At 74.3% G+C, this 13,668-nt stretch carries 8 protein-coding genes; all 8 read right to left on the minus strand.

Annotated elements, in window-relative coordinates:
• Positions 1–213: 213 nt before the first annotated feature.
• Positions 214–5,112 (minus strand): DNA-binding protein, encoded by a 4,899-nt coding sequence (locus ACFV88_RS17865; protein ID WP_385492054.1) that lies wholly within the window; start codon positions 5,110–5,112, stop codon positions 214–216.
• Positions 5,109–5,975 (minus strand): DUF4132 domain-containing protein, encoded by an 867-nt coding sequence (locus tag ACFV88_RS17870; protein ID WP_385492398.1) that lies wholly within the window; start codon positions 5,973–5,975, stop codon positions 5,109–5,111. The genes ACFV88_RS17865 and ACFV88_RS17870 overlap by 4 nt, the downstream gene beginning before the upstream one ends.
• A 528-nt stretch (positions 5,976–6,503) precedes the next feature.
• Positions 6,504–7,772 (minus strand): nitrate/nitrite transporter, encoded by a 1,269-nt coding sequence (locus tag ACFV88_RS17875; protein ID WP_385492057.1) that lies wholly within the window; start codon positions 7,770–7,772, stop codon positions 6,504–6,506.
• A gap of 306 nt (positions 7,773–8,078) precedes the next feature.
• A complete protein-coding gene (locus tag ACFV88_RS17880; RefSeq protein WP_385492060.1) occupies positions 8,079–8,471 on the minus strand; it encodes a RidA family protein in 393 nt (130 codons plus the stop codon).
• Between the two features lies 1 nt (position 8,472).
• Positions 8,473–9,243, minus strand: a complete 771-nt coding sequence (locus tag ACFV88_RS17885; RefSeq protein WP_385492063.1) for a cyclase family protein — start codon at positions 9,241–9,243, stop codon at positions 8,473–8,475.
• Positions 9,244–9,435: 192 nt separating this feature from the next.
• On the minus strand, positions 9,436–10,365 hold the full coding sequence (locus ACFV88_RS17890; RefSeq protein ID WP_385492066.1) for an enoyl-CoA hydratase/isomerase family protein: 930 nt from the start codon (positions 10,363–10,365) through the stop codon (positions 9,436–9,438).
• Complete coding sequence (locus ACFV88_RS17895; protein WP_385492069.1) at positions 10,355–12,358, minus strand: acetoacetate--CoA ligase; 2,004 nt, start codon at positions 12,356–12,358, stop codon at positions 10,355–10,357. Before ACFV88_RS17895 ends, ACFV88_RS17890 begins: the two co-directional genes overlap by 11 nt.
• A complete protein-coding gene (locus ACFV88_RS17900) occupies positions 12,352–13,647 on the minus strand; it encodes an amidase (protein WP_385492072.1) in 1,296 nt (431 codons plus the stop codon). The genes ACFV88_RS17895 and ACFV88_RS17900 overlap by 7 nt, the downstream gene beginning before the upstream one ends.
• Between the last annotated feature and the right edge of the window lie 21 nt (positions 13,648–13,668).

The raw sequence follows: 13,668 nt of genomic DNA on the forward strand, positions 1-13,668 counted from the left end.
GGGGTGAGGCTTTGGGGGGGGCGGGGTCGGCGGGGGGGGATGTGCTGGCGCGGTGGGGGTGGGGGGCCGGGAGGCCTTTGTGGGGGGGGGGGGGGCGGCGCCCCCTACCGGTTGAGGGCCGCCGCGCGGGGGAGCCGGGCGGGACCGGGGGCACCGGTGGTGTCCGGTGCCCCCGCCCGCGCGACATCCACCGACGGTGGCGCCTCGCGCCGGTCAGCGACGGCGACCCCGTCGCACCTTCAGCTCCTCGAACCGGGGCGCGTCGCCGTCGAGGACCCGCTGCCAGGCCCTGCGGTACAGGTCCGCGACCGGTTCCGTCGGCACGATCACGCCGAACGAGACGTGTTCGCCGTGGACCACGTCGAACAGCGGCAGCTTCCAACGCTCCAGCGGGACCCGGGGCGCCGGCTGTTCGGCCCAGCCGCCGGGCAGGAAGAGGGAACGGCCCGCGCGGGTCCGGGTGGCCTGGACCACGAGGTCGGTGGCGGCCAGTTCGGCACGGGCCGCCTTGAGCCGGGCCGGCTTCCAGCCCGTCCACCGGGCGGTGGCCCGGTCGGTCGGGTCGGGCATGGCGAGCAGCATCAGGTACAGCGTGGCCGCGTCCTCCCCGAGCCCGTACTCCTTGGCCGCCTCGGTGACCAGGTCGGGCACGGAGCGGCCCGGGTCCTGCGGCCACCAGGTGCTGGACCGGTCGCCCTCGCCCCCGATCGGCTCTCCGGGGTCGGTGAGCAGGGCCGCGAAACGCGGGTCGGACACCAGCCGCAGGGCGACCTCGGCCTGGTACGGGTGGCCGTCGGTGCGCGTGGCGGGCAGATGGGGGTCCTGGCCGGCCTCGTCGAGGAGGTCGACGCGGATGCCCGGGGCGGGCCGGTCGTCGTGGGTGGCGAGGACGACGGCACCGTAGCGCTCGAATCCCGGGCCGGTCTCGGTGGGCGCACCCGCGGTCTTCCGGAACTCGGGGAGGTTGATGTAGCGGCCGAGGTCGAGCATGAGGCCGGGGGCCGCCAGTCGTGCCCGCACGGCGGTCAACGCGGCCGGCAGCGCGGCGCGGACCGGATCGCCCGCGGGCAGCCGGTGGGCGAGCCAGGCGGTCAGGGCCACCGTGCTGACCAGGGTCGACACGGTGAACCCGGCTTCGTCGCCGACGGGCCGCACCCGGTCGCCGTTGACCTCCCAGCGCAGGTCCCGGGTGAGCTGCGGGGCGCCGGCCGGGTCCAGCAGCGCGGGCAGGGCTTCCCGTACGGGCCACACCGAGTGCTTGAGGGCGCGGACGGCGTCGCCGAGCAGTTCCTCGGGCACGGCGGGACGCCTGCCGATCCGGGCGTTCCAGACGGCGGCACCCGCGGCCACGTCCGGGCCCTCGGTCCACAGCCGGGCCGGGTCGGCGGGCAGCAGGGCGGCCACGACCGCGGCGCGCACGGCGCTGTCGAGGGTGCGCAGTTCGTCCTTGGCGACCGCCGCGGGCGCGGCCTTCACCCCGATGACGTGGCGGGCCTCGGTGGTGAGGAAGGTCCGCTCGTAGGCGTCGACCCGCGGCAGCCCGGCGACGACGAGCCGGGCCATCGTCTCGGTGGTGCCGGTCAAGCGGGCGAACTCCTCGGCAGCCGCGGGGAACCACGGCGCGGGACCGCGCGCGGCGAGCTCGGCCAGGAACTCCGCCAGCCGGACCGGGTGTTCGCCCCGGTCGATCGGGTCGCAGGACAGCATCCGGTAGGGCTCCGGCGCGGCGAACCGGCCCGCGGGGTCGTGGAAGAGGCCGGTGAAGTCGCAACCGTCCTTGCCCGGGGACCCGTGTGAGGTCACCGCGAGGAAGGCGCCGTCCGCCAGCGGCAGCAGGCCGTTCCAGGAGCCCTCCCGCTCGTCTTCCGAGGCGGTGCGCAGCCGGTGCGCGTCCAGGCGCAGGGTCACCGTGCGCCAGCGGTCGGACTCCGCGGACCCGCCCATCCCCAACCGGTCGAATCCGGCCAGCAGGAGCCGCAGCGCCTCGCGGTGTTCGTCGGTGGTGGTGCCGGCGGCGGCCCGGTAGGCGACCGTCGACATCCGGGCGATCACGGTGGACAACTCCGGCCTTCCGACGGGCAGTTCCGGTCCACTGAGATGCAGCCGGCCGTCCGCCCGGCCCGGTCCCGGGTCGGTGGCCTCGGCAGCGCGGGTCAGCATGCGCAGGGCGCGGAAGACGGTGTCGGCCTGCTCGTCGCGGTGCCACCAGTGGCTGCTCGACGCACTGAAACCGCTCATCGCGTCGCGCAGCAGCAGGTCCGCAGGGCCGGCCGGGCCCTCGTCCGACGGGCCGCCTTCCAGGGCCCGGGTCAGCCGGGTCGCCGCCGCGTCCAGGACGCCCTGCTGGGCCGCCGCGTAGCGCACGACCGAGGCGACGCCCTTCAGCAGGGCGGGGTGGGTGACGGACAACAGGGAGCGGATCGCACCGCGCAGCGCCTCGGCGTCCCGGTCGGCGGCGGCCGTCAGCAGGGCGGCGGCGGTGTCGCCGTCGATGCGCCGCAGCCCCGCGGAGCCTTCCGGGTCCCGCGGGGTCAGGCACTCCCAGTACTGCACCGGCGGCAGCAGGAGGGTGCCCTCGCCGAAGGGGCCCGCCGTGCGGTCGGTCTTCGCCCAGGCGGTGACGACGCCCTCCGCGTCCACGAGGTCGAGCTGCCAGCCGTTGCGCACGACCGCGGTGGGCCGCTCGGCGCCGGGGAACATCACCAGCGTGTGCGGCAGGCCGGCCTCGGCCGGGAGCGTGAGGGCGTGCCCGGCGAGGTCTTCGACCCGCACGGAACCGTCCGGGAGCGTCAGCCTGCGCAGGCCGACGAGTCCGTCCACGGGCGCGCAGGCGGGGGCGGCACCGGTCGTGGGGGAGGGCCGCAGCCGGCCGCCCGCGAGGCTGCTGCCCTCGGGGGCGTCCCGCAGCGCGTCGGCGAAGAAGGCGGGCCGGCTCATCCGGCCACGGTCGCCGGTGACCGGGTCGTACTCGTACCAGCCGTGCGCCGCGCGGTCCTCGGCGTCCGCGTGCCACACCCAGTAGGAGGAGCCGTCGAAGAGCAGCGGGCTCTCCTCGGGCACGGTGGTGTCGCCCGCGTGCACGACACCCCGGCCGGTGGTCCGGCCGCCGCCGGGCAGCGGCAGGGTGATCGGGAAGTTGCCCCGGTACCAGTCCATTTCGGTGCCGCGGGTGGAGCGCGGGCCCGCCAACGCCTCGACGCGGTCGGCCCGGCCGTGCCAGTAGCCGCGCAGACCGCCGTTGCCGCTGTCCCAGTAGACGAGGAGTTCGCCGTCGACGTGGTGGAAGCCCGGGTCGCCGCGGCGCTCGCCCGCGGGGATGCGCAGGTCGTGGGTGAGCAGGGTGCCCTCGGCGCCGATCACCCGGGCCTGGGCCGTGCCGGCGACCACGAGGTGGGGCCAGGCGTCGGCGACGATCAGATCCTCCACCTGGGTCTTCGGTACGAGGTCGGCCACCGCCTCCTCCCAGGCGGGCCAGCCGAGTTCGTCGAAGAGGCCGGCCCGCAGGGTGCGCACCAGCACGGGGGTCAGGTCGGTGGCGACTGCCTGGCGCACCTCGTCCTCGGCGAGCGCCAGCGCCTCGGAGGGCAGCCACTTCAGCCGGCCCAGCGCGGCGGGCAACTGGGGCAGACCGGCCACGGCGAAGCGCTCGACGGCCGCCGTGACCCAGCGGGCCAGCAGCGGGCGGCCACCCAGGGACGCGGCGAGCAGGCGGATGGCCCGCAGCCCGCCCTCGTGGTTGCCGAACTGTTCGGCGCCCTTCAGGAAGGCGTCGTGGAACCGGGCGTCGGCGCCCAGGAACAGCAGGTCCCGGTGTCCCTCGCCCTGTGCCCACGCGGTCAGCGGCAAGGCGTCGTCGCGCTCCGGGGCGGCCACCGGGACGTCCAGGGACAGCAGCAGGTCGATCAGGTCGATGTCGTGCGTGACCCGCACCGCACCGCCGGACGCACGGAGTTCGGCCCGCAGGCGGTCCACGGTCCGTTCCACCAGCCGGTACAGCTCAGGCATCCGGGTCGAGCCGCGCCAGGAGCGCGCCCGCTCGCGGAAGACGAGGAAGCGCTCCAGCCAGCCCGCCGTGCCGTCCCCCGGACGCTCCTCCTCGGGCAGCGAGGCGTCCCACAGGCCCGCAGCGGCGCCGGAGTCCTCCAGCACCTTGAGCCACAGCGCGGGCATCTCGTCGTCGTGGCCCGCGGGGACCATGTCCAGCAAGGTGCCGCGTACCCGCCGGTCCCGGAAGGCCAGCGCCACCAGCGCGGTCCGGTGGCCCTTCCACCAGCCGGCCGCGGCACGCACGGTGGCCGGCAGGCCGAGGAGCTCGCGGAGGTACTCCTGCTCGGCGAGGTCGGCGTCCCGGGCGGCGGCGCGGGCCAGCTTGCGCAGGTCGCCCGCCATCTGCGCGGACGGCGGGAGGCCGCCCGCCGTGCGGCGCAGACACAACCGGGTGAAGCGCCGCAGCGCCTCCTCGGCCGGTACCCGGGCGGCCAGCTCCCTGCCGTAGGCGGACAGCACCTTCACCGGCAGCGCGCCCGCCAGGGCGAATTCGAGGAACACCGCGTCCAGGCGGTCCTCCTCGATGAGCAGCCCGTGCTCCGCCTCGGCCTTGCGGGCCCGGGTGAACAACTGGGCCGCGTACGTGGTGTTCTCCTCGGCGAGGAAGACCCGGGCCGCCTGCTCGTAGAAGGTCGGCAGGAAGTGCGGGACGGAGGCCGCCAGCTGCGCGCCGAGTTCCACGTAGGCGTCCATGGCGGCCTTGGGCCGGGACTTCACCTGCCGCGCCACCCGCTCCAGGTCCGGTACGACGCCGAGCGCGTGGTGCCCGTCCGCGGGGTGGTGCACCAGCACCCACTCCGGGAAGCCCAGCGACTGGCGCAGCCCCAGCCCCACCACGGCCGGTTCCGCGTCCTGCTCCAGGCCGAGGAAACCGGCGGCGAGGTCCTCCGCCGCGCCCAGCTCACCGGCCACCAGCCGCACCACCACCCGGTCGTCGAGCCCCGGGTGGCGGTAGCTGCGCGCCGTCAGCGCAACCGCCCGCTCGCCCGCGTCCCGTGTGTCCGGCGGCAGGACCGCGCCCGCCGCGAGCATGTCCTCGTACGACACCTGCGTCCCCCCGCTCATGCGTCCTTGCCCTTCTCGACGTCCCGTCCGGCGTACAGCGCCGCAGCCATCCGCATCCCCTCCGACCAGGCCACCGGGCCCACCTCGTGCAGCGGCACGGCACGGCCGTCCTGACCGTGCCAGGTGAGGCCACCGGTCTCCACCGAGTCCTCCCAGTACGGCTCCCCGATCCACACGGAGGCCTCGACGGTGTGTCCGCCGTCGCGCACCCGGGCCGTGGAGTAGCCGCCCGAGACGCGGTAACCCAGGGAACTGGCGCGCGCGGCGAGGGCGAAGCGCGAACGGAACGAGCCACCCGCGAACTCGCGTATCTCGGTGGCCTTGGGGTCGAGGTCGTCGGGCCGCTGCCAGGTCGCCCGGTGGATCTGCTCGACGCGCTGGACGACGCCCAGCTCCGCGGCGAACTCCCGGAGGTCGTCGAGGTCGGGCAGCAGGACCGGGTGCGGCAGGGTCACCGAGCGCGGGGAGAGGCGGACCGTCTCGCCGTCGAGGTTCACCAACCGCAGTTCGCCGTCCGCGGTGGTGCCCCGCAGGAGGCCGACCTCGTCGGGGTCGTCGCCGACCACGGCCAGGTCACGCAGGGCCGACTGCCAGGCCTCGTCCGGCCACACCCGGGCCAGCAGGCCGGTCGGCACGGGCAGCGACGACACCATCCAGGAGTCCACCTGCGCGACACATCCCGCGGCGTGCCGATCCAGCCATTCCGCGAACCGTCGCAGCCGGTCCACCTCGGGGTGGTCCTTGAGGGCGCGCGGCAGGGACTTCAGCTGCCGCCCCGCCGCCCGACCCGAAGTGGCACGTGCTGCCACCCGTCCATCCATCAGGGCGACTTCGTACCCGTCACCCGCCGACAGCCAACCCACGATCCCCGCCTCACGCGTCAAGACAGCAAGAAGAACGCACAGTTCAGCCGGGAGTTGCCGGCATCACTGCGACGACAAGCGGAACGTTAGCGGCGATCACTGACAATCGACCCGGGTCGCTGTGGGCGGGCTCCGGGAAGGGGGCGGCGAGAGCGGTGCGGGGAGCACTCCGGTACGCGCTTCGCCGCTGGTCGCCGGGGCCGGCGGGCCCTGCGCCGGGGGGCTGGTTCCGGCCACTGGTCCGGTGCGCGGTCCCGGGGCGGAGGACGCCCACCGAGGGGCGACGGCGTACGGCGACTCGGGCCGCGGCGTCCGCCACCGTTGCTGGGACCCCGGCCGCCGGTACCGCGCCGCTGTCGCCGAAGGGGTCGGCGTCCCGGTGACCAGGGGCGGACCACGCGGTGCGGCGGAGGACCGGCGGCCGGGCGGGCGGGGCGCTGTCCGGAGGGCCGCGGGTGGGTCATCGGGGTGCCGGGTGAGCCCCGATCGTGACCGTGCGGCGCGCGGCACCGCCCCGGCCGCCCCCGCCTACTTCTGGTCCTCCGCGCCCGCGGTGCCTGAGCCGGTCGGCGAGGTCGGACGGGGCGCGGAGGAAGCGTCGGCGGCGACGGGAGCGGGGCCCTTGCGGCCGAAGAGCCCGATGAGGGCGGCGAGCCCCGAGAGGGCGCCGAGCGTGGCCCACCCGGCACCGTAGCCCGCGGTGGGGACGATCTCGCCGAAGGCGATGGGGAGGGCGAAGCCGCCGATCGCGGCGAAGGTGAGCATGAGTCCGATCGCGGTGCCGATGTGCTCGGCGTCCACGCGTGAGATCTCGGCGGGGACGCACAGCCACGCGGGGAAGCTGAAGAGGAAGACGAACCCGATCAGGGCCGAGAGGAACCACAACAGGGGGGCCGACCGGACGGGGACCAGGAAGAGGGCGGCGCTCATGGCGAGGAACGGCACGACCATGATCAAGCGGTAGTTCTTCAGCCGGTCCGCCACGTATCCGCCGAGCAGACTGCCCGGGATGCCGGCGAGGGCGAACACCGCGCCGAGCAAGCCTCCTTGGCCGCTGGTGAACCCGAGTTCGTCGATGGCGTACTCGCCGATCAACTGGGACGCGGTGATGTAGGCGCCGTACACCCCGACCATGGCTGCGCCGTAGATCCACAGTTGCCGGTCCCACAACGCCTTGGCGAGGCCCGCTCTGGTGATCTCGGCGCCGGCGAGTCCCGCTACATCCGGAGGGGTGGCGAACCACGCGGCGACGGCTGCCGCCACGACGAGGTTGACGGCCCCGCAGAGGATCAGCATGGTGCGCCAGCCGACGGCATCGGTGAGGGCGACGCACCCGTAGAGGCCCAGTGCGGCCCCGACGCTGAACGCGGCGCCGCCGGTGATGCCCAGCGCGAAGTTGATCTCGTGGTTGCGGAACCAGACGCTGACCGCGCTCACGGACACCGAGAGGAAGATCGATCCGCCGATTCCGGCCAGTACGCGGTACACGGCGAGGTCGGTGTACTCGACGGCGACTCCGGAGAGCACGCCGCCGACGCCCTCCAGGACGATTCCCAGGACGAGCGTGCGCTTGAGGCCGAGCCGGGTCGCGAGGAGGCCGGCGGGAACGTGGACGACGCCGTACCCGATGAGGAACAGGGCGATCAGGAAGGCCAACTGGGAGAAGGACGCCCCCAGGTCCTCGCTGATCGGGGTGAACGCCGAGGCGATGTTGAACCAGTTGAGCGTCAGGCCCACGTAGCCGGCCACCAGGAGGGCGAGCATGCGCCATCGGGCGGTGTAGACGTCTTGGGACATGGCGGGAGATCCCTTCGATGAGGTGGACCCCGGGAGCGGGGCGAGTGGGGGACCGACCGTCGACCGGTGGGGGGAGCGCGTGTTCGTGGTGCGTGCACGGGAGGGCGGTTTCCTGCACCGGCGTCGCGGGGCGGCGGCGCCGTTCGGCGCTTCGCGGTTGCTGACGCCGGGGACCGTGATCCGGCTGATCCGTCTGATCCGGCCGACCCCTCCGAATCCGACTGAATCCGGAGGGGAGCGTGCGGGAGAGGGCGAGGGTTGTTCGGCGCGCCTCTCCCGCTGCCCTGCCGGGGGACGACCGCCGGGCTATCGCTTCCTGACCGCGATCGCCTCGAACTCGACGATGAGCTCCGGCTGCACCAGCCCCGCGACGAACACGAAGGTCGAGGGCGGGCGGGTCGGCAGCCACCGGTCGCGGACCGACCGGATCTCTTCCAGCGCCTCCGGCCTGGCGATGAAGCCGGTGATCTTGACGATGCGGTCCATCGAACTGCCCGCCGCCTCCAGGGTGCGGGCCAGGTTGCGGAACGCCTGCTCGGTCTGTGCGAGCGGGTCGTCCACCCCGACGACGTCGCCCTGCTCGTCCCAGCCGATCTGGCCGGAGGTGAAGACGAGCTCGTCCACGGTGCCCGCCCAGTGCCATGCCGTGCCCGACAGGACACCGGGCACCTCCGTGACGAGGCCGAAGTCGGCGGCCACGTCAGTCCTCTTCGACGAGCGCGATCGCCCGGACCGGCCCGGCGGTACCGTTGGCGATCTTCAACGGCATGGCGATCACCTGGAAGCCGTGCGGGGGCAACTGGTCGAGATTGGCCATCTTCTCCATGTGGACGTACTCCTTCTCCAGCCCCAACAGGTGACAGGGCCAGAGGAACTTGGGGTCGTGGCCGTGCTCGTGGTAGTCCGCCGCCCACGCGGCGTACGGCCGGTCGTAGCTCCACGCGTCGGTGCCCACGGTGGTGACGCCCTGGTCGAGCATCCACTCCAGGGCCTCGCGGCTCATGCCGCCGCCCCTGGTCATGTACGCGTCCGTACCGAAGTACTTGTCGTTCCCGGTCATCGACAGCACGATGTCGCCGGGCTTGAGCGTGTAGTCGATGTCGCGGAACTTCTGCTGGAGCGTGTCGAGGGACACCTCCTCGCCGTCCGCGCAGTCCTGGATGTCGATCACCACCCCGTCGCCGATGCACCGCTCCAGCGGCCATTCCTCGATGGTCTTGGGCCGGGAGCCGTCCGCCATCACCGGACCGAAGTGCCAGGGGGCGTCCATGTGCGTCCCCGTGTGGTCGGTGATCTCCAGGTTGCAGATGGCGTACGCCTCACCGGGGGTGGGCCAGTCCTGCGGGTCGATGTCGTAGTTGTCCTTGTTCCACTTCGCCCCCTCGGAGTGGGGGACGAGGGTGACGCCCTTGCCGTCGAGGGTCGGATCGGTGTCGACGGTCATCGAGAGGTCGACGATTCTTCTGGCCATGGGACGGCCTCACTTTCCGCTTGTATCCACTTAATGGATATGGAGTCAACTATGCGGACACTGTGTCCGAGAAGGTAGGGGTGGTGGCGGAGCCCCGTCAATGGGTGTGCGGCTCCTCTTGCGGCTCCTCCCGGTGGGAGGGGGCGGCCCCGCCCCGGGTCGGTGGGCGCGCCCCGTCGCGGGCCCACCGGGTCAGGCGTCGGGCACCTGGCCGCCCGACGGGGGCCGGACGCGACCCGGAAGGGGCAGGTCACGGGCTGGAGGTGATAGACCCTGGCCCGGAGCGGCGAGGTCCCGGACCGGAGGGGCGGGGGCAGGGCCCGGAGCCCGCCGCCCGTCCCGTCGCGCCGCGGAGCCCCGGACGAACGCCTCGACCCGGGCGCGCAGTTCCCCCGTGGGGGCGAAGCACGCACGACGCAGCGCGGCGGCGTCGACGGCGGGCCCGGACGGCGACGGAGCGAGCACGCCTTCGGTGATCCGTTTGTTGGCGGCGGTCGCCCCCGGCGTCAGCCGGGCCGCGCGCCGGGCCAGGTCCAGTGCCGCCGCGACGTGACCGTGCTCGTCGGTGAGTTCCGCCAGGACTCCGGCCCGCCAGGCGCGCCGGGCGTCCACGCGACGCCCCAGCAGGAGCATCTCGCGGGTCAGCGAGCCGCCCCAGACCGAAGCGAACCGCTGGACGCCCGTGTCGGAGTAGACCAGACCGAGGTCGCCGGCCGGTACGCCGAACACGGCGCTGCGGGTGGCGACGCGCGCGTCGCAGCAGCAGGCCAGCTCCAGACCGCCGCCCAGGGCCGGGCCGGTGATGGCGGCGACGACCGGGAACCCGGCGTTCTTGATGGCCCCGAACACGGCGTGCGCGGGATGGGCGATCAGTTCCTCGGCGTGCCGGGCGAACCCGGGGCCGGCGACGCTGTGCAGGTCGTAGCCCGCACAGAACGCCGGGCCGGTGCCGGTGAGCACCGCGGCCCGGGCGTCGATGCCTTCGAACGCCCGGGCCAGCTCGTCGAGCGTCCGGGCGTCGAGGGCGTTCCGGCGGCCCGGCCGGTCGATGCTGACGACGGTGATGCCCGGTTCCGCCTCCTCGACGCGGACCCGGGGGCGTGCGCCCGGGTCACCGGCCATTCCCGCCCGCCCGCTCTTCGGCCAGCCGCAGGAAGGGTTCCAGGGCCCCGGGGTCGGCCAGGGCCGCCCGGTCCACCACCCGACCGGGATCGGCGCCCATCAACAGCCGTTTCACCGGAACCTCCAGGGGCTTGCCCGTGCGGGTCCGGGGGACCGCCTCGATCCGGTGCACCGCGTCGGGAACGTGCCGGGGGGAACAGTCCGCACGCAGCCGGGCCGCGATCGCCCGGCGCAGTTCCTCGTCGAGTTCGTGCCCCGGGGCCAGGACCACGAACAGCTCCAGCCGTGAGGTGCCGTCCGGATCGGCGAGGTCGACGGCGAGTGCGTCGACCACCGGGTCGAGCGTCAGGACGGACCGGTACAACTCGCTGGTGCCCATGCGGATCCCGCCCCGGTTGATCGTCGCGTCCGAGCGTCCGTGGACGACCACCCCGCCGTGCGGCCCGACCTCCAGCCAGTCGCCGTGGCGCCACACGGGCGGGTCGACGGCGTAGTGGGCGAAGTAGGCGTCGTGGTAGCGCGTGCCGTCGACGTCGCCCCAGAACTTCACCGGCATCGACGGCATCGGCGCGGTCAGCACCAGTTCGCCCCGCTCGCCGATCACCGGGCGGGCGTCCTCGTCCCAGGCGGCGACGGGCGCGCCGAGCGACCTGCGCTGCAACTCGCCCCGCACCACCGGCAGCGTCGGCACCCCGCCGATGAACGAGGTGCACACGTCGGTGCCGCCGCTGCTGGAGAACAGCCAGAGATCCGGGCCCAGTTCCTCGTACACCCAGTCGAAGACCTCCGGGGTGAGCGGGGAACCCGTCGAACCGACCGCGCGCAGCCGCGCCAGTGCTCCGTGTGCACGCGGGCGTACGCCCTCGGCCCGGGACGCGGCCAGGAAACCGGCGCTGGTGCCGAAACACGTGGTCCGCGTGGCCTCCACCACGTCCCACATCGCGGCCGTGTCGGGATGGCGCGGGCTTCCGTCGTAGAGCACGATCGCGGCGTCGGTGAGCAGTCCCCCGACGAGGAAGTTCCACATCATCCACCCCGTGCTGGTGAACCACAGGACGCGGTCGTCGGGGCGGGCGTCGACGTGCAGGTGCAGCTTCTTCAGGTGTTCCAGCACGATGCCGCCGTGCCCGTGGACGATCGGTTTGGGCACGCCTGTGGTGCCCGAGGAGTAGAGGATCCACAGCGGGTGGTCGAAGGGCACCCGGGCGAAGGAGAGGGGTGTCCGTTCGCGGCAGAAGTCGTCCCAGGTGACGGCGGGGCCGAGGCCGGCGAGCGGGCTGCCCGGGCGCAGGTGCTCGACGAGGACGACCCGGTCGAGCGTGGGCAGCCCGTCGACCATCCGGCGCACCGTGTCCAGGCGGTCGACCTCGCGTCCGCCGTAGCGGTACCCGTCCACCGCGATCAGTACGGTGGGGTCGATCTGCCGGAAGCGGTCCAGGGCGCTCGCGGCGCCCGTCTCCGGGGCGACGACGGACCAGATCGCCCCGAGGCTCGTCGTCGCCAGCAGGGCGACGACCGCCTCGATCGTGTTGGGCAGGTAGGCCGCCACGCGGTCGCCGCGGCCCACTCCGGCCGCGACGAGCCCGGCCCGGGCCCGCGCCACGCGGTCGTGCAGTTCCGCCCAGGTGACGTCCACGGGCGGTCGGGACTCCGAGGCGCAGACGATCGCCACCCGCTCGGGGTCGCGCCCGGCGAGGATGTGCTCCGCGTAGTTCAGGGCGACCCCGGGGAACCAGCGGGCACCGGGCATGGTGCGACCGTCGAGCACGGTCGTGGGGTCGCCGTCGGCGCGCACCTCGAAGTGGTCCCAGATCGCTTTCCAGAACCCCTCGATGTCCTCGACCGACCAACGCCAGAGGGTGTCGTAGTCGGGGCAGCGGACGCCGCGCTCCGCGGCGAGCCAGTCCTGGAAGCGGGTGAGTGCGCTGGCGGCGATCCACGGTGCGGAGGGCGTCCACAGCACCGGACGCGGCTGATCGGGCGGGTTCAGCATGCGAGGGCCTTCATCAGGTGTTCGGTGTACCGCATGAGCTGGTGGTCCTTTCCGGGAGGGGCGATCAGCTGGAGCGCCAGGTGGTGGTGGCCCGGTCCCAGCGGCACCGAGACGGCCGGGAGTCCGTGGGCGCCGGCGGCCCGGGTGAAGCGCGAGGCGTCGACCACCGCCGCGGGCCCGGTGACGGGCGGTGCCGCCATCGGCGTGGTGGGCAGCACGACGACGTCGACGTCGGTGAAGGCGCGCCGGGCGTGACGGGTCTCCAGCGACAGGGCCGATCGGGCCCGCGCGTACGCGTCCGCCGCCATGCGGCTGCCGTGGTCGAGCGCCGCCCGCACGCCCGGCTCGTCCGGCTCGATCCGGCCGGCCCAGCGGAGTGCCAGTTCGTGGGTGAGGACGGGGCCCAAGCCGCGCGGTCGCAGCGCGAACCCGACCTCGGCCACCTGGTGACCGGTGCCGGCGAGGCGGTCGACGACGCTCCGGAACGACGCGGCGATCGCGGGGGCGAGCGGCCCGTGCTCCGTCAGGTCCGACGGCACCCCGATGCGCGGCGGGGCACCGCTGCGGTCGACGTCCGGTGCGTCCGGCACGCCCAGGGCCTCGGCGGCGGTGCGGCAGTCGCGGAGCGAGGTGGTGAAGACTCCGACGCTGTCCATCGAGGGGGCCAGCGGAGCACAGCCGTCCATCGGCACCGCGCCGTGCGACAGCTTCGCACCGAAGGTGCCGCACCACGCGGCGGGCACCCGTACCGAACCGGCGGTGTCGCCGCCGAGCGCCAGCGGGACGATCCCGGCCGCCACCGCGGCGGCCGACCCGCCGGAAGAGCCGCCGGGCAGGGCGCCGGGGACCGCGGGGTTCGGGCACGGCGGCCGGCCGGGGGCCTGTCCGGTCATGCTCCAGCCGAGTTGGTCCATCGCGGTCTTGCCGATGACGACGGCGCCGGCCGCCCGCAGCCGCCGGACGACCGTCGCGTCCGCGGCGGCCCGGTGGATCGGCGTGCGCAGCCCCGCAGTGGTGGGCATCCCCGCCACGTCGAAGCTGTCCTTCACCGCGACCGGCACACCGGCCAGCGGCCCCAGGGCCTCGCCGCGTGCCCTTCGGCGGTCGATCTCGCGGGCGGCTTCCAGGGACTGCCGGTCCACCGCCCAGAAGATGCCGTCCGCCTCGACGGCCGCCGCGAGCGCCCGGCGGCACACCTGCTCGGCGGACCAGGTGCCGGCGCGCACCGCCGCCGCGATCGCCGTGGCGTCCCGGGGTCCTTGACCCGGGTCGGTGCTCCGCGCCGTCACGGGGTGCTCCCGGGGAACCCC

It is taken from the genome of Streptomyces sp. NPDC059816 (assembly GCF_042732055.1).
Classification (GTDB): Bacteria; Actinomycetota; Actinomycetes; order Streptomycetales; family Streptomycetaceae; genus Streptomyces.

What these genes read in the sequence shown, in the direction of transcription:
- ACFV88_RS17865 (WP_385492054.1), bottom strand. Translation starts at nt 5,112, where the DNA reads ATGAGCGGGGGGACGCAGGTGTCGTACGAGGACATGCTCGCGGCGGGC.
- ACFV88_RS17875 (WP_385492057.1), bottom strand. Translation starts at nt 7,772, where the DNA reads ATGTCCCAAGACGTCTACACCGCCCGATGGCGCATGCTCGCCCTCCTG.
- ACFV88_RS17885 (WP_385492063.1), bottom strand. Translation starts at nt 9,243, where the DNA reads ATGGCCAGAAGAATCGTCGACCTCTCGATGACCGTCGACACCGATCCG.
- ACFV88_RS17890 (WP_385492066.1), bottom strand. Translation starts at nt 10,365, where the DNA reads ATGGCCGGTGACCCGGGCGCACGCCCCCGGGTCCGCGTCGAGGAGGCG.
- ACFV88_RS17895 (WP_385492069.1), bottom strand. Translation starts at nt 12,358, where the DNA reads ATGCTGAACCCGCCCGATCAGCCGCGTCCGGTGCTGTGGACGCCCTCC.